This window comes from Streptomyces fodineus, assembly GCF_001735805.1.
GTDB classification, from domain to species: Bacteria; Actinomycetota; Actinomycetes; order Streptomycetales; family Streptomycetaceae; genus Streptomyces; species Streptomyces fodineus.
In genome coordinates this window covers 8,413,961-8,431,139 of sequence record NZ_CP017248.1, presented here as the reverse complement: position 1 = coordinate 8,431,139, position 17,179 = coordinate 8,413,961, and the positions used below count along the sequence as shown (strand labels likewise).

Genomic DNA, 17,179 nt, shown 5'->3' with positions numbered 1-17,179 from the left:
GGTAGCGGCGAGCCGTGCGTTGCCGTGGGGAGTCCTGCCTCGCCCAGCGCAGGCAAGCGACCCACCCCGCGTCGCCTCCGGGACCTCCTCGGGCGCGTCGGCGCCGGGCCGCCCACGGAAGGTCCGCCGGAGGCGCACTGCGTTGAGACGTCAGGCGCTCAGTTCCCCCCGGTCCCCCATCACCATCACCGGATGCCGGGCCGGGTCGAGCGTGCGCAGCAGGAACTCCATGGCGTCCTTGGAAACGCTGACGCACGCAGCCGTGCCGTCGCCGTGGTCCAGGTGCAGCCAGATGCCGCCGCCCCTGTCGTCGCCCTCGGGGCGCGCGGCGTCGTCCGGCGGGGTGCCCGGGCGACGGTTGTAGTCGATGGCGATGACGTAGTCGAAATCGTGCTGATGCGCCTCGTCCCAGTCGTTCGGGGGCGCGTAGGAGTCCGGGTCCTGGTGGTACGGCAGCCTGGTGCCGGGGTCGTCGAGCACACCGCCAGCGTCGGAGAGGCCGAACACGCCGACCGGACTGCGCTCGTCACCCTCGTAGTGGTCCGTGGTCCAGCCGTTCCGGCCATTGTGAGCCGGCCAACTGGCCACCCGGCGCCACTCCGGCCCCTCCCGTGTGTACAGCACGGCTGTGGACTCGGCCGAGTCCACACCTTTGCCGTACACCGCGACGACCTGTCCGGAGTCACGGGGGATCCGTCGTAACAGCCGGTCGCCGATGCCCGGGATACGGGTCGGGTCGGTCGTGGGGGCGGTCGAGACCATCGGGCTCTGCGCCGCCTGGCCGCGGGGACCCGCCACCTCGCCGACGCGGACCGGATCGGACGCGCCGGTGCCACAGGCCGACAGAGCCGCCAGGAGAGTTCCAAAAGCCGTCACCGCGACCGTCATTCGCCGCACACTGTGGATCCGCACAAGACCATCGTGACATCACAAACCAATTGATAGTCATATCTTCTGGACATTCGGGTGATGGCATCAGGCACGTGACCGGCCGGCCCGCCCGACCGCCGAGAGCCGGACACGTCCTCCTCGGCGAGCCCGGTTCCAGTGCCGGTGACCTGTGGCCGGAAGCCGGTGGATTTCGCTGCTCCGTCAGGAAAACCGTTTGAAATTCACCACGCGGCGACGCCAACCTTTCACGGCTTGTTACCGCCTTCTCGCCCTCTCCCCTCTCCTCCCCTCCCTGACACGAGCCACTGGGACGTCATGCAGATTCAAGACCTTCCGTACTCCGATCCGGGGGTCCCGGACGCACGTTCGGGCCCCCGATTCCTGTGGTGGCTCTGGCGGAACCAGCTGGGCGGACAGCTGAAATCGCTCGCCTGGGGCCTGCTGCACTTCGTCTCCGTCTCCGCCCTGCCCTTCTGTGTCGGTCTCGCCGTGCAGGCAGTCGTCGACCGCTCCGGCACCCGGCTCGCCCTGACGGGTGGTCTGATGCTGCTGTGCGGCACGGGTATCGCCGTCGGCGACACCTTCCTGCACCGGACCGCCGTCACCAACTGGATCACGGCCGCCGCCCGCGTCCAGCAACTGCTGGCACGCAAGGCCGCCCAGCTCGGCTCAGCGCTCACCCGGCGCGTCGCGGCGGGCGAGGTGGTGGCCGTCTCCACCGGCGATGTCGAGAAGATCGGCTGGTTGGTCGAGGCGGTCTCCCGCTTCACCGCGGCCGCGCTCACGGTCGTCGTGGTCTGTGTGAGCCTCCTCGTCTACCAGCCCGCCCTGGGCGTGGTCGTCGCCGTCGGTCTGCCCGTGGTGGCACTCGCGGTGCTGCCGCTGCTGCCCCGGGCGACGCGACGCGCCGACACGCAGCGCGAGAAGGCGGGCCGGGCCACCGAGCTGGCCTCCGACACGGTCGCGGGGCTGCGTGTGCTGCGTGGCATCGGCGGCGAGGAGCTGTTCCTCGACCGCTACCGCCACGCCTCGCAGGAGGTACGGCGCGCCGCGGTGCGCAGCGCCAGGATGTGGTCGCTGATCTCCGCCATTCAGGTGCTGCTGCCCGGACTGCTGCTCATCGCCGTCGTCTGGCACGGCATCCAGCTGGCCCGCCAGGGCCGGATCACCGTGGGTGAACTCGTCACCGTCTACAGCGCGGTCATGGTCCTCAACTATCCGCTACGGCACTTCGAGGAGATCGCCATGGCGTACTCCTTCTCACGCCCGTCGGCCAAACGGGCGGCCCGCGTGCTGTCGCTGGATCGGTCCACGGCCACCGAGGGCACCCGGGAGGCGGAGGTGCCGGGCGGCGACCTGTACGACCCCGGCACCGGTCTGCTGGCTCCCGCAGGGCGTCTCACCGCCGTGGTCTGCGGCGACCCGGACGCGGCGGGCAGGCTCGCGGAACGGCTGGGCGGACATCCGACCGAGCCGGGCCGCTCGGTGCTGCTCGGTGGGGTCGCCCTGGACGAACTGCCCCTCGACAGCGCCCGTACCGCCGTCCTCGTCCAGGACAAGGACCCGATGCTGCTGTCCGGCACACTGCGCGAGCTGCTCGACGTGCCCGCCTCCGGAGCCGTACGGGCCGCGGACGCGCTGGCCGCGGCAGAGTGCGACGACGTGCTGGACGCGCTCGTCCAGGGGTCACTGGGCGCCGCCGACCCGATGGACGCCCGCATCACCGAACGCGGGCGGTCCCTGTCCGGCGGCCAGCGCCAGCGGCTCGCACTGGCCCGGTCGCTGATCACCGACCCCGAGGTGCTGGTGCTGGACGAGCCGACCTCCGCCGTCGACTCGCACACCGAGGCCCGGATCGCGGACGGACTGCGCCGGCTGCGCTCGGGACGCACGACCGTGGTGTTCACCTCCTCTCCGCTGCTGCTCGACCGCGCGGACCGGGTCGCCCTGGTCCACGAGGGTGAGGTCGTGACGGTGGGAGTACACCGCGAACTGGTCGACAGCGAGCCGCGATACCGGGCCGTGGTCACCCGGGAGACGGACGACGAACTGGCCGCCGCCCACGAGGGCGCCCTCGTGGGCGCGCTCCAGGAACTGGAAGAGATCGAGGAGAGCGCATGATCGGCGTTGCGCCGCCGGCGTACGACCCGGCGGCCACGACGACCGCCACCACCCTGCCGGTAGGCGCGGCCGCCACCGTCCGCGCCTACGTCGCCGAGCTGTTCCGCCGGCACCGCCGGGCGTTCCTGCTGCTCATCGGCGTCAACACGGTGGCCGTGATCGCTTCCATGGTGGGTCCGTACCTGCTCGGTGGCCTGGTGGAGCGGGTGTCCGACCGGTCCCGGGAGCTTCACCTGGGGCTGACCGCCGGGGCGTTCGTGCTCGCGCTGACCGTGCAGGCCGTGTTCGTACGGCAGGTGCGGCTGCGGGGCGCGATGCTCGGCGAACGGATGCTGGCCGACCTGCGCGAGGACTTCCTCGTCCGGTCGGTCGGCCTGCCGCCGGGCGTGCTGGAACGGGCGGGCACCGGCGACCTGCTGTCGCGTATCACCACCGACATCGACCGCCTGGCCAACGCGATGCGCGAGGCCGTGCCGCAGCTGGCGATCGGTGTCGTGTGGGCCCTGCTGCTGCTCGGCGGGCTCGTCGTGACGGCTCCGCCGCTGGCGGCCGCCGTACTGCTCGCCGTGCCGGTGCTGGTGGCCGGCTGCCGCTGGTACTTCAAGCGGGCGCCCTCCGGCTACCGCTCCGAGGCCGCCGGGTACGCGGCCGTCGCCGCCGCGCTCGCCGAGACGGTGGACGCGGGCCACACCATCGAGGCACACCGGCTCGGCGCCCGCCGCGTCGCCCTGTCGGAGCGGCGGATCAAGGAGTGGACGGCCTGGGAGCGGTACACACTCTGGCTGCGGTCCGTGCTCTTCCCGGTCATCAACGCCGTCCACATCATCGTGCTCGGCTCGGTCCTCATGGTCGGCGGGGCCCTGGTCCTGGGCGGCTGGATCGGGGTGGGCCAGCTGACCACGGGCGCCCTCATCGCGCAGATGCTCGTCGACCCGGTGAACCTGATCCTGCGCTGGTACGACGAGGTACAGGTCGCCCAGGTCTCGCTGGCCCGCCTGGTCGGCGTGCGGGACATCGAGCCGGACGCCGGGGATGCCTCGGTGACGCCGGACGGGCGGGACGTGCACGCCGACCGGGTGCACTTCGGCTACCGCGAGGGCGTCGACGTGCTGCGCAAGGTGTCCCTGGAGGTCGCCCCGGGGACCCGGCTGGCCCTGGTCGGCCCCTCGGGCGCGGGCAAGTCCACCCTGGGCAGGCTGCTCGCCGGGATCTACGCACCCCGCGACGGCCGGATCACCCTGGGCGGCGCGGAGCTGTCCCGGATGCCGGCCGAACGCGTCCGCTCGCACGTCGCCCTCGTCAACCAGGAGCACCATGTCTTCGTCGGCTCCCTGCGCGACAACCTCCTGCTGGCCCGCACCGGCGCGACGGATGCCGAGCTGTGGGCGGCGCTGGGCGCGGTCGACGCGGACGACTGGGCACGGGCACTGGACGACGGCCTGGACACCGAGGTCGGCTCCGGCGGTCTTGCGCTCACCCCGGCACAGGCCCAGCAGATCGCGCTGGCCCGGCTGGTGCTCGCCGATCCGCACACGCTGGTCCTGGACGAAGCGACCTCGCTGCTCGACCCGCGTGCGGCCCGGCATCTGGAGCGCTCCCTGGCCCGGGTCCTGGACGGCCGCACCGTGGTCGCCATCGCCCACCGCTTGCACACCGCCCATGACGCCGACGTGATCGCCGTCGTGGAGAACGGCCGCATCAGCGAGCTGGGCAGCCATGACGAGCTGGTCGCGGCGGACGGCGCGTACGCGGCGCTGTGGCGGTCCTGGCACGGGTGAGGTTCCGGCGAGCGCTGGCGTCACGGGTACTGCGGTGCAGCGCCGGCCGAGGGTGCGCATCAATCCGATCACTGCGGCACAGTGCTCGCTGACGGTCCCGGCCACCGCGATCACCGCTGCACAGCACCCGCCGACAGCGCGCGTCCATCCCACCACTGCGGCACAGCACCCGCCCACGGTCCCAGCCACCACGATCACCACACCGGCGCTGCCGACGATGACCGGGCCCGCACCGCCGGGCGCCGTGGCCCGGGCTGCCGGCCCTTGCGGCGGGCGGGTGGCAGTGGGCGGACGCACGGTCGGGCCGGTCGGCGTTCGGCGCAGCCGGATCACAGCGGGCCGGCACGCGGTGGGACTCGCCGGTGCTGTGAGCGGCCAGATCCCAGCGGACCGGCGCACGGTGGGGCCGGCCTCGCCTTGGAGCAGCCAGAGAGCGGCGGGCCGGTGCGCAGTCCGGTCCGGCGGTGCTTGGGGCAGCCAGGCCGCAGCAGACGGGCACGCGGTGGGGTCCGCCGGGCGCCGGTTCACGGGTGGGGGCCATGAGCCGTGCCCGTGCCGTTGCGCGGTCCCGAGCAGGGGTGGAAGTCTGGAGAACGGCAGCGGCTCGGGGCACGCCCCAGAACCACTCGGTTCGCGGCGTGTGACAACCGTGCCACGCGTGCCGGCGGCCCGCCGCCCCTTGTGGTGGCACACGGCCGTCCTCACCACCTGGAGGTACTCGTGGACAGCGCCGACGGCTGGGGGGACGACGTCTACCAGCCCGATCCCTCGGAGATCCGGGAGGACTCGGGGGTGCTCGACGTCGAGGACACACTGGACTTCGACGGGGTCAGCGACCCGCTCGACCGCGGCTGGTCCCCTCCCGAGCGCCCCTGGGCGGTGGAGCACACAGGGGTGACGGCGGCCGAACGCCAGGCGGGCGAGACCCTCGACCAGCGGCTCGCCGAGGAGCAGCCCGATGTCGTCCCCCGCGATGGCGACGACATCGGTGACCACGACGCCGACGGGGAACTCCTCGACAACGAGGTCGGCAACCAGCGCTCCGGCCGGCTGGTGGCACCGGACGAGGGAGCGCACGAGGACGATGAGGCCGCCCTCGTCGCCACCGACGTCGGTATCGACGGCGCCGCCGCCTCCGCCGAGGAGGCCGCGATGCACATCGTCGACGAGGACTCCCTGTCCGGCTGACCCGCACGAGGAGCCGCCATGCAGCAGGACAAGCACCCCGAGTACCACCCCGTGGTCTTCCGTGACCGCGCCGCCGGCTACGCGTTCCTGACCCGGTCCACCGCGCAGAGCGAGCAGACCATCGAGTGGGACGACGGCCGGACCTACCCGGTGATCGACGTGGAAATCTCCTCGGAGAGCCACCCCTTCTACACGGGCAAGGCCCGCACGGTCGACACCGAGGGCCGCATCGCCCGCTTCGAGCGCCGGTACGGCGGGGCCGAGGCGGGCGAGGCTACCTGAGCAACCGCTCAGCCGGCCGATCCGGGACGGGCGCCTCAGATCACATTGAGGGCCGCCGCGCAGCCCACCCCGCCGAGCAGCATGAACACGGGCATCAGCACCTTCAGCTCCACCCAGCTTCCGGCACGGAACCGCATCACCTTCGGCGGCCCGATGGGATACCAGCGCTTGCGGCCCACGGGGATCGGCCACAGGATCGGGCAGCCGGACACCGTGAGCGCGTCCCCGATGTCGTGCACCAGCGCGCCGAGCACGACCGGCAGCCCCAGCCACAGGTACTCCTGGCCCGGCGCGGTGAACAGCCAGTCGGAGCCGTTGCCCGGCTTGTCCAGGACGCCCGCGAGGATCCAGGCAGTGGTCGCCGCCAGCAGCCAGACCAGGACATCGCTGCTGGAGCCACGGGCGGCCCGCCACAGCAGGCCCTCGATCGCCAGCACCATGTGCACGAACAGGATCGCCAGCACGGCCCAGCGGCCGCCCGCGATCGCCGCCGCCGAGCAGCCGGCACCGAGCAGGGCCGCCCACAGCCAGGTGTGCGTCAGCGTGCGGTGACCGCCGCTGCGGCGCGGGTCGCCCTTCATCCGGGTCGCCTTGTAGACGGCGTACGACAGCTTGTCGACGATCTCGCAGATCCAGTGGGAGATCGGACCGAAGGAGCGCGAGATGGTCGCCGCCTTGTGGTCGAGGTCCGGGGCGAGCGCGGCACCGGCACAGATCAGAGCCCCCACGAGGAGAACCGGCCAGGGCATCGGATGCCCTGCCGCCGCCGCGGCGGCTCCGACCCCGAGCCAGGCCGCGGCCCCCGACAGTGAGTGTGCTGGTCCCATCATGGCCGCTTCCCGCCCCATTCCTCGTGTGCCGCTGTCCAGTTGACCTGGTGCGCTGACGCTGCGTCGGCGACACAGCGTAGCGGCCATGATCTTCCTGCCCACAGCCGATTCCCCCCTCGGGGGCAAGGCCAGGCAAGATGGGTGCGTGACCCTCATCGATCAGCTGCCGCCGACCGCCGACCCCGACGCCCTGTACGAAGCCTTCGAGTCGTGGGCGCAGGAGCGCGGCCTCACCCTCTACCCGCATCAGGAGGAGGCGCTGATCGAGGTGGTCTCCGGGGCGAACGTGATCGTCTCGACGCCCACCGGCTCGGGCAAGAGCATGATCGCCGCGGGCGCGCACTTCGCCGCGCTGGCCCGGGACGAGGTCACCTTCTACACCGCCCCGATCAAGGCGCTGGTGTCGGAGAAGTTCTTCGAGCTGTGCAAGCTGTTCGGCACCGAGAACGTCGGCATGCTCACCGGCGATGCCTCCGTGAACGCCGACGCGCCCGTGATCTGCTGCACCGCCGAGGTGCTGGCGTCGATCGCGCTGCGCGACGGCAAGAACGCGGACGTCGGCCAGGTCGTCATGGACGAGTTCCACTTCTACGCCGAGGGCGACCGAGGCTGGGCCTGGCAGATTCCGCTGCTGGAGCTCCCCCAGGCGCAGTTCATCCTGATGTCGGCCACTTTGGGCGATGTGTCCTTCTTCGAGAAGGACCTCACCCGCCGCACCAGTCGCCCCACGTCGGTGGTCCGCTCCGCGACCCGCCCGGTGCCCCTCTCCTACGAGTACGAGCTCACCCCGCTCACGGAGACCCTCACCGACCTGCTGGAGAGCAAGCAGGCCCCGGTGTACATCGTGCACTTCACACAGGCGCAGGCCGTGGAGCGGGCGCAGGCTCTGATGAGCATCAACATGTGCTCGCGCGAGGAGAAGGACCAGATCGCCGAGCTGATCGGCAACTTCCGCTTCACCACCAAGTTCGGCCGCAACCTCTCCCGTTACGTCCGGCACGGCATCGGCGTGCACCACGCCGGCATGCTGCCCAAGTACCGGCGCCTGGTGGAGAAGCTCGCCCAGGCCGGTCTGCTGAAGGTCATCTGCGGAACGGACACCCTCGGCGTGGGTGTCAACGTGCCCATTCGCACCGTGCTGTTCACCGCCCTCACCAAGTACGACGGCAGCCGCGTGCGCACGCTGCGGGCCCGGGAGTTCCACCAGATCGCGGGCCGGGCCGGCCGGGCCGGGTTCGACACGGCGGGGCTCGTCGTGGCGCAGGCGCCGGAGCACGTCATCGAGAACGAGAAGGCGCTGGCGAAGGCGGGCGACGACCCGAAGAAGCGGCGCAAGGTGGTGCGCAAGAAAGCGCCGGAGGGCTTTGTCGGCTGGACGGATAACACCTTCCAGAAGCTGATCGAGTCGGAGCCGGAACCGCTGACCTCGCGTTTCCGGGTGACGCACACGATGCTGCTGTCGGTGATCGCCCGCCCGGGCAACGCGTTCGAGGCGATGCGCCACCTCCTGGAGGACAACCACGAGCCACGCAGGCAGCAGCTGAGGCACATCCGCCGGGCCATCGCGATCTACCGCTCGCTGCTCGACGGCGGGATCGTGGAGAAGCTCGACAAGCCCGACGCCGAGGGCCGGATCGTCCGGCTCACGGTCGACCTGCAGCAGGACTTCGCGCTCAACCAGCCGCTGTCCACGTTCGCGCTCGCCGCGTTCGAACTCCTCGACCCCGAGTCGCCGTCCTATGCCCTCGACATGGTGTCCGTCGTGGAGTCCACCCTGGACGATCCGCGGCAGATCCTGGTCGCCCAGCAGAACAAGGCGCGCGGCGAGGCCGTGGCGGCGATGAAGGCGGACGGCGTCGAGTACGAGGAGCGCATGGAGCGCCTCCAGGACATCACCTACCCGAGGCCGCTGGAAGAGCTGCTCTTCCACGCGTACAACACCTACCGCAAGAGCCACCCGTGGGTCGGCGACCACCCGCTGTCGCCGAAGTCGGTGATCCGGGACATGTACGAACGGGCGCTGTCCTTCACCGAGTTGGTGTCCTTCTACGAGCTGGCCCGCACCGAGGGCATCGTCCTGCGCTACCTCGCCAGCGCCTACAAGACCCTCGACCACACCATCCCGGACGACCTGAAGTCCGAGGACCTGCAGGATCTGATCGAGTGGCTGGGCGAGATGGTGCGCCAGGTGGACTCCAGCCTGCTGGACGAGTGGGAGCAGCTCGCGAACCCGGAGGAGATGACCGCCGAGGAGGCCCAGGAGAAGGCCGACGAGGTCAAGCCGGTCACCGCCAACGCGCGCGCCTTCCGGGTCCTGGTCCGCAATGCCATGTTCCGCCGCGTGGAGCTGGCCGCGCTGGACCATGTCGAGGAGCTCGGCGAGATGGACGCCGAGTCCGGCTGGGACGCCGACGCCTGGGGCGAGGCGATGGACAAGTACTGGGACGAGTACGACGACCTCGGCACCGGTCCCGACGCCCGCGGCCCCAAGCTGCTGGTCATCAAGGAAGAGCCGGAGAACGGTCTCTGGCGCGTCCGCCAGATCTTCGACGACCCGAACGGCGACCACGACTGGGGCATCGGCGCGGAGATCGACCTCGCGGCCTCGGACGCCGAGGGCCGTGCGGTCGTCCGCGTCACCGATGTCGGTCAGCTGTGAGCCGTTCGCGACCAGTTGTGAGCCAAGGAGAATCCCACCGATGACGAGCCCGGCGGAGAGACTGGTCGACCTGCTCGACCTGGAGCAGATCGAGGTCAACATCTTCCGTGGCCGCAGCCCGCAGGAGTCGCTGCAGCGGGTTTTCGGCGGCCAGGTGGCGGGCCAGGCGCTGGTCGCCGCCGGCCGCACCGCGGAAGGCGACCGGCCGGTGCACTCGCTGCACGCGTACTTCCTGCGCCCGGGCCGCCCCGGGGTGCCGATCGTGTACCAGGTGGAGCGGGTACGCGACGGCCGGTCGTTCACCACGCGCCGGGTCACGGCCGTGCAGCAGGGCCGCACGATCTTCAATCTGACCGCCTCCTTTCACCAGCCTGAGGAAGGACCGTTCGAGCACCAGCTGCCGCCGGTCCGCGAGATGCCGGATCCGGAGTCGCTGCCGACGGTCACCGAGGAGATCCGTAAGCACCTGGGCGCGCTTCCGGAGCAGTTGGAGCGGATGGCGCGCCGCCAGCCCTTCGACATCCGGTATGTCGACCGCCTGCGCTGGAACGCCGAGGAGATCGAGGGAGCCGAGCCGCGCAGCGCCGTGTGGATGCGTGCGGTCGGTCCGCTCGGTGACGACCCGCTGGTCCACACGTGCGCGCTGACCTACGCCAGTGACATGACCCTCCTGGATGCCGTCCGCATCCCCGTGGAACCTCTGTGGGGTCCGCGGAACTTCGACATGGCCTCACTCGACCACGCCATGTGGTTCCACCGGCCGTTCCGGGCGGACGAGTGGTTCCTGTACGACCAGGAGTCGCCGATCATCACCGGCGGGCGCGGTCTGGCCCGCGGGCGCATCTACGACCTGCGGGGGCGTCTGCTTGTCTCGGTCGTCCAGGAAGGCCTGTTCAGGTCGCTGTAGTAGCGAGCCGACGGCGCGGGACCGGGGCCGGAGGGTTCAGGCCCGCGCGGGCCGGAGGTTTCTGCGCCGCAGCCACGGGCGCAGGCCGCGGTGGGTCCGCGTCGGGGTCTGCGCGGCCCGGCGGCGAGCGCGGCGGCCTGCAGGCGGCGAAGCGGGCCGGGCCACCGGCGGGCGGTGCCACTCGAACGCTCGGACCACGGGCTCGCCCTTCGGCTCAGGCGCTCCCGACGCTGGTCCACCGATGGGCCCGGACGCCCCTGCCACCAGCCCGCTCTTGAACTCGGCCTCTGCCAGCAGCGGCTCGAATGTCCCGGCCGTGTCCGGCTCTTCGCAGGGTTCCGACGACGCAGGCACCGTCGGCTCCATGAGGTGCGTGGCCGTGCGGGCCATGGGCGCCATGGGCGGTGCGACTGCTCGCACGGTCGGTGCGCCACGCCGAGCGGCCGGGCGCGGTGCCGGGGAGAGGACGCGGGCCTCCTCGAGCACCTGGGCCAGTTCGCTACGCAGCCATTCGATCTCGTCCGCATCCTGCGCGGTCATGATCCGCTCCGCGAGGTGCGCGGCAGGTGATCCCTGGATGCCCTGCCCAGGCGGCGCGGGCCGGAACCGGTTGACACGGGCACGCTCGTACGGGTCCCTGACCAGGTCGGCGATCTCGACGGGTGAGAGGAAGGCGGCCACGGCTCCGGCCCGGGCCCACGGCTCCTCGGCTTGTCGCAGCAGGAATCCGAGGTGGCGTCCCCGCCAGTTTCGGGCGCGCAGGTCCACCCCGGCTTCCAGCTGGCCGCGCAGATTCTCGGGCGTACGTCCCTTGAGCAGGTGCGCGTTCTGCGTGGCCGAGGCGAAAGTCCGCAGCTCTTCCGCCAGATAGAGCCAGACCACGGCGCGATAGCGGTTCAGATACCACTTCACCGGCACGAGCAGGCCCAGTCGGGCGAGGCGGGTGAACCGCCCGGCCGGGATCTTCATGAGCGCGGCGCCCTCGGTGGTACCCACCACCCGCACGCGATCGCGCAGGGCTTCTGCATGGCCCTCCCGGGCACGCAGGCGGTCGATCTCGGCGCGCTCCACTTTCCGGTCTCCACCGCCGCCCTCGTCGGGCACGGTCCGGATGTGGCCGAGGTGAGCGGCGAGGTCGAACTCGCCTCGCTTGAGGCCCAGTTCCCGAGCGGCATGGCTCGGTGTGCAGGTGGCGGGCCGGGACGGGCTGAAGGTGCTTGCCGACATGGTCGTACTCCCCCGTGGAATCCTTGGCTCACGCCCTGTGCGTTCGCCGTGCACACACCGTAGCCAATCCGGCGCAAGTCGTGGTGAGCCTGTGGATAACTCCGCGAAGGAAGGAGAAGTCGCAGGTCAGGCGTCTGCGATGGGAGTTCGCTCGGGTTGCCTCGCGTCGACACCGAGGTGTTCGCCGACTCGGTTGACGAGCAGGGTCATCTCATAGGCGATCTGGCCGATGTCGGCCTCCGCGCCGCTGAGCACGCACAGACAGCTGCCGGTGCCGGCCGCGGTCACGAACAGCACGGCGTCGTCGTACTCGATCATGGTCTGGCGTACCCTGCCCGCGCCGAAGTGGCGTCCGGATCCCTTGGCCAAGCTGTGCAGGCCAGAGGCCACGGCGGCCAGATGCTCGGCGTCCTCACGGCGTAGGCCCGTGCTCGCGCCCGTGACGAGACCGTCGTTGGACAGGACCAGCGCGTGCCGCACATGGTCCACCCGCTCGGTCAGATCGTCCAGGAGCCAGCCGAGTCCCTGGTTCTGCGCCATCTCCGTCTCCCCGTGTGATGTCTCCCCCTGGCTGGAGGAACTCCCCGTCAGCCTTCCCCACGACCGGCGTCCGGGCAAGCAGGATAGGCGCATGGCACAGAAGATGACCGACGAGGAATGGCGGGCGTTCGTCTCGGACGGCACCCGGACCGGCAAACTGTCCACCGTTCGCGCCGATGGGAGCCCTCATGTGGCCCCGATCTGGTTTCTGCTGGACGGGGACGAACTGGTCTTCAATACCGGTAAGGAAACGGTGAAGGGGCGCAATCTCGCCCGTGACGGACGGATCGCCCTGTGTGTGGACGACGATCGGCCGCCGTTCCACTTCGTCGTGCTGAACGGCCGCGCCCGACTGTCGGAGGATCTGGACCAGGTGCGTCATTGGGCCACCCGGATCGCCGCCCGGTACATGGGCGAGGACCGCGCCGAGGAGTACGGCGCCCGCAACGGCGTTCCGGGGGAGCTGCTGGTGCGGGCCGCCATCGACCAGGTGGTGGCCGTGAAGGATCTGGCGGCCTGAGCGGCGGGTTCAGCCGACCGAGTCCAGGAGCCGGGCGGTGTGCACCCGCCCGGCGTACTCGACGAGCCGGATCAGGACTTCCTTGCCGGAGTCCCGGTCGCGCGCGTCGCACAGCACCACGGGTGTTCCCCGGTCGAGGTCGAGGGCGCGCGAGACGTCGTGCGCGCCGTAGGTGCGGGCTCCCGCGAAGCAGTTGACGGCGACCACGAACGGGATGTGCCGGTGCTCGAAATAGTCGACCGCGGGGAAGCAGTCCTCAAGGCGCCGGGTGTCCGCGAGGACGACGGCACCGAGGGCGCCCTGGGACAACTCGTCCCAGAGGAACCAGAAGCGGTCCTGTCCCGGTGTGCCGAATAGGTAGAGGGACAGACCGGAGCGGATGGTGATGCGCCCGAAGTCCATGGCGACGGTGGTGGTGACCTTGTGGTCCACGCCGTCGGTGTCGTCCACGAGCTGCCCTGCCTCGCTGAGGAGTTCCTCGGTGCGCAGCGGCCGGATCTCGCTGACGGCCCCGACCAGGGTCGTCTTGCCGACGCCGAACCCGCCGGCGACCAGTATCTTCAGCGCCAGGGCGGAGGTGTCGCCGCCGGCGTCGGAGTGCTCGGAGACCATGATCACTTCTCTCGGGAGGACCGGCTGCGGTCGGCGTCCGCCTGCTGCGGCGATGAAGTCAGCATCATGACAACGGAGCCGCCGTTCCGGGCGGTTGGACCGAAGTGCACCTGATATGACCGGCTTGCGCCCGGTCGGAGGCGCAACACGCACGGATCGGAAAGCCATGCGCACGGATCGGGATGCGACGCGGTGTACGGCGCGTTCGGAGCGTTCATCTACAGCGCTCGCAATCCCTCGATGACCTCGCGCAGTATCCGTTCGTCGGGCAGGTGTGCCGGGGGCACGGGACGGCTGATGACCACACAGCCGAGTTCCAGAAGGTCACCGAGGAGCACCCTGACGACGCCGACGGGAAGGTCGGCGTCCGCCGCGAGTTCGGCGACCGACTGTGTCTCCGTGCGGCACAGCTCGATCAGAGTCCGGTGTTCGGGGCCGAGCATGGCGGCGTCGAGCGCCGGTGCGGCGGGGTCGAGGGTGACGAGGGCGATCAGGTCGAAGCGCACCCCGGTGGGACCGGGCTGGGTGCGCCCGCCCGTCATCGCGTACGGGCGCACCAGTGGTCCGGCCTCGCCGTCGTACCACTGGCTGCCCGGCTCCCTCGGGCCGCCGCTCTGGTTCTCGGTCATCGGTGCCGTCTCTTCGCTGTCATCCGGCTGCGGGCGGCTGCGCGGCGACACGCGGCGCTGTGTAGAGGTGCTCGCCGACCCGCTTGACCAGGCGAGCCATCTCGTAGGCGACCAGTCCGATGTCGGCCGTGACGGCGGTGAGGAGGGCGAGGCAGGAACCGTCGCCGGCGGCGGCCACGAAGAGGAACGCGTCGTCCATCTCGACCATGGTCTGCCGCACGCCGCCCGCTCCGAAGTGCCGTCCCGCGCCCTTGGCGAGGCTGTTGAAGCCGGAGGCGACGGCGGCGAGGTGCTCGGCGTCCTCCCGCGCGAGCCCGGTGGAGGCGCCGACGGCCAGCCCGTCGTTGGAGAGTACGACGGCGTGCCGCACCTCGCTCACGCGCATCACCAGGTCGTCGAGCAACCAGTCCAGTTCGCCGGAGCGCTGGCCGGCCCTCGTGTTCGGGTCCTGGATCATGCCGGGTCTCCTTCGCTGCTGTCACTGCCCGTTGCGGGTTTCCTGGCGGCGCCGCGGCCTGGCCGTCTGCCGCCGCCGCGAACCCAGCCGTCTCGGTAGGCCGCCATGCGGTCCCGTACCAGTTCGGGGGTACGCCCCTGGTCGCCGTGCGGTGCGGTCTCCGGCGCCGTCGCTTCGGGGGGCTGCCGACGGAGCTGGGGGGCAAGGCTCGCCTGGCGCACACGGCGCGGGAGGTCGTCGGATGTCTCGGAGTCGTTCGACGGTCGGTGCAGCCTCAAGGCGGTGACTCCGGGTGGCGGGGTTTCATCGATGCCGCCGTGTGGGCCGGGCTCGCCGACGGGGCCCTGCCGGCCAGGAGTGGTGGCCGCGAGGGCGGGCCGGTCCGGCCGGGCGGCGACGGTCTCCTGGTGCGGGCTCGGATCGGGCACGCGCGCGTACACGCGTTCCTGCCCGGAGCGGGCCTGTTCACCTTGGTGGGAGGCGTGTTCGGCCGAGCCGCTGTGCAGCATGGCGGTGGGCAGCAGGACGACGGCGGTGGTGCCTCCGTACGGGGAGGTACGCAGGTGCACCTTGACGTCGTGCCGGGAGGCGAGCCGGCTGACCACGAAGAGTCCGAGCCGGTCGCTGTCGAAGAGGTCGAGGGCCTCGGACTGTTCGATGCGGCGGTTGGCCTCCGCGAGGGTCTCGGCGCCCATGCCCAGTCCCCGGTCCTCGATCTCCAGGGCGTAGCCGTTGCCGACGGGCTCGCCGGTGACGCGCACGCGCGTGTGAGGCGGTGAGAACTGCGCGGCGTTCTCCACGAGTTCGGCGAGCAGGTGGGTGAGGTCGGCGACGGCGGTGCCGATGACATGGGCCTCGGGGAGCTGGCGTACCTCCACGCGCGCGTAGTCCTCGACTTCCGACACGGCGGCCCGTACGACGTTGGTCAGGGACACGGGCATGCGCCAGGCCCGACCGGGCGCGGCGCCGGAGAGGATGATCAGGCTCTCGGCGTGCCTCCGCATGCGCGTGGTGAGGTGGTCCAGGCGGAACAGGTCGCTCAGCTCGTTGGGGTCGTCCGAGCGGCGTTCCATGCTGTCCAGGAGGCTGAGCTGACGGTGGACCAGTACCTGGCTGCGGCGGGCCAGGTTGACGAAGACGCCGGAGATTCCGCTGGCGAGTTCGGCGCGTTCCACAGCGGCGCGCAGGGCGGCGCGGTGGACTGTGGTCAGGGCTTCCGAGACCTGCCCCGTCTCGGCCTCGGCGGGCGGTCCTGCGGGCGCCTCCGCGTCGATGTCGATCTCCTCGCCCGTGCGCAGTCTGCGCATCGCTTCGGGGAGTTTGCGGCGGGCGATCTCCAGGGCGTCGTTGCGCAGGCTCACGAGTTCGACCACCAGACCGCGTCCGATGCGGACGGAGATGACGAGCGAGGCGGCGACGGCGGCCAGGCCGAGGAGGACTGCGGCACCCGCTGGGCTGAGCAGGCCACGCGTGAACGGGTCGGCGCGGCCCGCTACGGCCCGGCCCGTATCCGTCGCGATGCCCTGCATGCCGTCCTGCACGCGCGCGTGGGCGGCGCTCCAGGCGGCCTGCGCCGCCGCGTCGGCCGGCTTGCCGCCCGGTCCGGCGGCGAGGATCCTGTCCTCGGCGGCGCCCAGGGCGGTGTAGGAGTCACTGCCGGCCAGGTCCTGCCAGGCGGCGCCCTGGGCGGGAGGCAGATCGGCGACAACCGCCTCGGTGAGGGTACGGCGGGCGGCGACGGCGGCACCGAACAACCGCAGCCGCTCGCCCTGCAGTTGGCCCGCTGTCCGCGCACCGCCGAGGAGGGTGTCCTCCTGGGCCAGCGCCTCGGCGGCCCGGCTGAATTCGAGCAGCACGCGCGCGTCGGAGCCGACGTCGGCCTGCTGGATGCCGGTGAGGGCGCCGTCCACGGCGAAGGCCGCGCCGATGGTCGTCGTGTACTGCGCGTACGCCGTCTCCCAGTCGGCCTTGTGGCCCAGTACGGCCGTGCGTAGTGCGCGGAGGTGCTCGGCCCCGGTGACGAAGGCGTGGAGGCGCCCGGAGACTCCGGCGGGAAGTTCCTCGCTGTCGGCGACGGTGTTGTCGCGGCCGAGCCGCAGCTTGGCCACGGCCCGGTCGGTGCGGGCGGCCAGGTCCTGGAGGTCGCCGCCGTCGCCCGTGCCCGGGGCGGTGGCGTAGCGCACGGCCGCGGTGCGCTCGGCCTGGAGGGCGGTGACGGCCGCGGCCACCGGGGTGCGCAGTTCGGCGTCGACCCGCTGGGACTGCCGCAGCCGGGCGACGTCCTGGGCTGTGGTGACGGTGGCGTACGCCCAGAGCGCGAGCAGGGAGACGACGGGAACCATCAGCAGGCTGACCACCTTGGCGCGCACGGTGCGTGGGCGCAGGTGCCGGCGGTGCGCACGCGCGCGTGCCGTGGCCCGTGCTGTGCCGGCCGGGCGCTCGGCACCCTCCTCGGCGGGCGATCCGGCGTGGGCACGGCGGCCGCGCGGCGGACGCGCCGGGCTGCCGGCTTTCGGGGTCGTACGGGGTGGGCGCATG

The 17,179-nt window shown here is 71.5% G+C and carries 14 protein-coding genes and 1 pseudogene; 7 read left to right on the top strand and 8 right to left on the bottom strand.

Going from position 1 to position 17,179, the window contains the following annotated elements; genetic code table 11:
* Nucleotides 1-150: 150 nt before the first annotated feature.
* Complete coding sequence (locus BFF78_RS36575) at nucleotides 151-888, bottom strand: L,D-transpeptidase family protein (protein ID WP_069782363.1); 738 nt, start codon at nucleotides 886-888, stop codon at nucleotides 151-153.
* 318 nt (nucleotides 889-1,206) lie between these two features.
* Between BFF78_RS36575 and BFF78_RS36570 the strand changes: the two genes are divergently transcribed.
* The 4 genes from BFF78_RS36570 (at nucleotide 1,207) to BFF78_RS36555 (ending at nucleotide 6,260) form a co-directional block, all read left to right on the top strand.
* Entirely contained in the window at nucleotides 1,207-3,012 is a 1,806-nt protein-coding gene (locus BFF78_RS36570) for an ABC transporter transmembrane domain-containing protein (protein WP_069782362.1), read from the top strand.
* On the top strand, nucleotides 3,009-4,790 hold the full coding sequence (locus tag BFF78_RS36565; RefSeq protein WP_069782361.1) for an ABC transporter ATP-binding protein: 1,782 nt from the start codon (nucleotides 3,009-3,011) through the stop codon (nucleotides 4,788-4,790). The genes BFF78_RS36570 and BFF78_RS36565 overlap by 4 nt, the downstream gene beginning before the upstream one ends.
* 720 nt (nucleotides 4,791-5,510) lie before the next feature.
* Complete coding sequence (locus BFF78_RS36560; RefSeq protein WP_069782360.1) at nucleotides 5,511-5,978, top strand: DUF5709 domain-containing protein; 468 nt, start codon at nucleotides 5,511-5,513, stop codon at nucleotides 5,976-5,978.
* A gap of 18 nt (nucleotides 5,979-5,996) precedes the next feature.
* Nucleotides 5,997-6,260, top strand: a complete 264-nt coding sequence (locus tag BFF78_RS36555; RefSeq protein ID WP_069782359.1) for a type B 50S ribosomal protein L31 — start codon at nucleotides 5,997-5,999, stop codon at nucleotides 6,258-6,260.
* A gap of 35 nt (nucleotides 6,261-6,295) precedes the next feature.
* Here BFF78_RS36555 and BFF78_RS36550 read toward each other — a convergent pair whose 3' ends face one another.
* Nucleotides 6,296-7,090: a metal-dependent hydrolase gene (locus BFF78_RS36550; RefSeq protein WP_069782358.1), complete on the bottom strand. Its 795-nt coding sequence runs from the start codon at nucleotides 7,088-7,090 to the stop codon at nucleotides 6,296-6,298.
* A 145-nt stretch (nucleotides 7,091-7,235) separates the two neighbouring features.
* Here BFF78_RS36550 and BFF78_RS36545 point away from each other — a divergent pair, with 145 nt between their 5' ends.
* Entirely contained in the window at nucleotides 7,236-9,749 is a 2,514-nt protein-coding gene (locus BFF78_RS36545; RefSeq protein ID WP_069782357.1) for a DEAD/DEAH box helicase, read from the top strand.
* A gap of 40 nt (nucleotides 9,750-9,789) precedes the next feature.
* Entirely contained in the window at nucleotides 9,790-10,656 is an 867-nt protein-coding gene (locus tag BFF78_RS36540) for an acyl-CoA thioesterase (RefSeq protein WP_069782356.1), read from the top strand.
* A 375-nt stretch (nucleotides 10,657-11,031) separates the two neighbouring features.
* On the opposite strand, the pseudogene BFF78_RS48650 reads toward BFF78_RS36540, so the two are convergent.
* Both BFF78_RS48650 and BFF78_RS36530 read right to left on the bottom strand, forming a co-directional pair.
* Nucleotides 11,032-11,883, bottom strand: a pseudogene (locus tag BFF78_RS48650) (DUF6397 family protein); the annotation flags it as partial.
* Nucleotides 11,884-12,009: 126 nt separating this feature from the next.
* Nucleotides 12,010-12,423 carry a roadblock/LC7 domain-containing protein gene (locus BFF78_RS36530; protein WP_069782355.1) on the bottom strand — a complete coding sequence of 138 codons (414 nt, stop codon included), beginning with the start codon at nucleotides 12,421-12,423 and terminating at the stop codon, nucleotides 12,010-12,012.
* Between the two features lie 91 nt (nucleotides 12,424-12,514).
* Between BFF78_RS36530 and BFF78_RS36525 the strand changes: the two genes are divergently transcribed.
* The gene (locus tag BFF78_RS36525; protein ID WP_069782354.1) at nucleotides 12,515-12,943 is read left to right on the top strand and encodes a PPOX class F420-dependent oxidoreductase; all 429 of its coding nucleotides are present in this window, start codon (nucleotides 12,515-12,517) and stop codon (nucleotides 12,941-12,943) included.
* A 9-nt stretch (nucleotides 12,944-12,952) separates the two neighbouring features.
* Here BFF78_RS36525 and BFF78_RS36520 read toward each other — a convergent pair whose 3' ends face one another.
* From BFF78_RS36520 to BFF78_RS36505, 4 genes are all read right to left on the bottom strand, one after another.
* Entirely contained in the window at nucleotides 12,953-13,555 is a 603-nt protein-coding gene (locus BFF78_RS36520) for a GTP-binding protein (RefSeq protein ID WP_069784034.1), read from the bottom strand.
* A gap of 218 nt (nucleotides 13,556-13,773) precedes the next feature.
* A complete protein-coding gene (locus BFF78_RS36515; protein WP_069782353.1) occupies nucleotides 13,774-14,184 on the bottom strand; it encodes a DUF742 domain-containing protein in 411 nt (136 codons plus the stop codon).
* Between the two features lie 19 nt (nucleotides 14,185-14,203).
* The gene (locus BFF78_RS36510; protein ID WP_069782352.1) at nucleotides 14,204-14,641 is read right to left on the bottom strand and encodes a roadblock/LC7 domain-containing protein; all 438 of its coding nucleotides are present in this window, start codon (nucleotides 14,639-14,641) and stop codon (nucleotides 14,204-14,206) included.
* Nucleotides 14,638-17,178: a sensor histidine kinase gene (locus tag BFF78_RS36505; protein WP_193433604.1), complete on the bottom strand. Its 2,541-nt coding sequence runs from the start codon at nucleotides 17,176-17,178 to the stop codon at nucleotides 14,638-14,640. Before BFF78_RS36505 ends, BFF78_RS36510 begins: the two co-directional genes overlap by 4 nt.
* Between the last annotated feature and the right edge of the window lies 1 nt (nucleotide 17,179).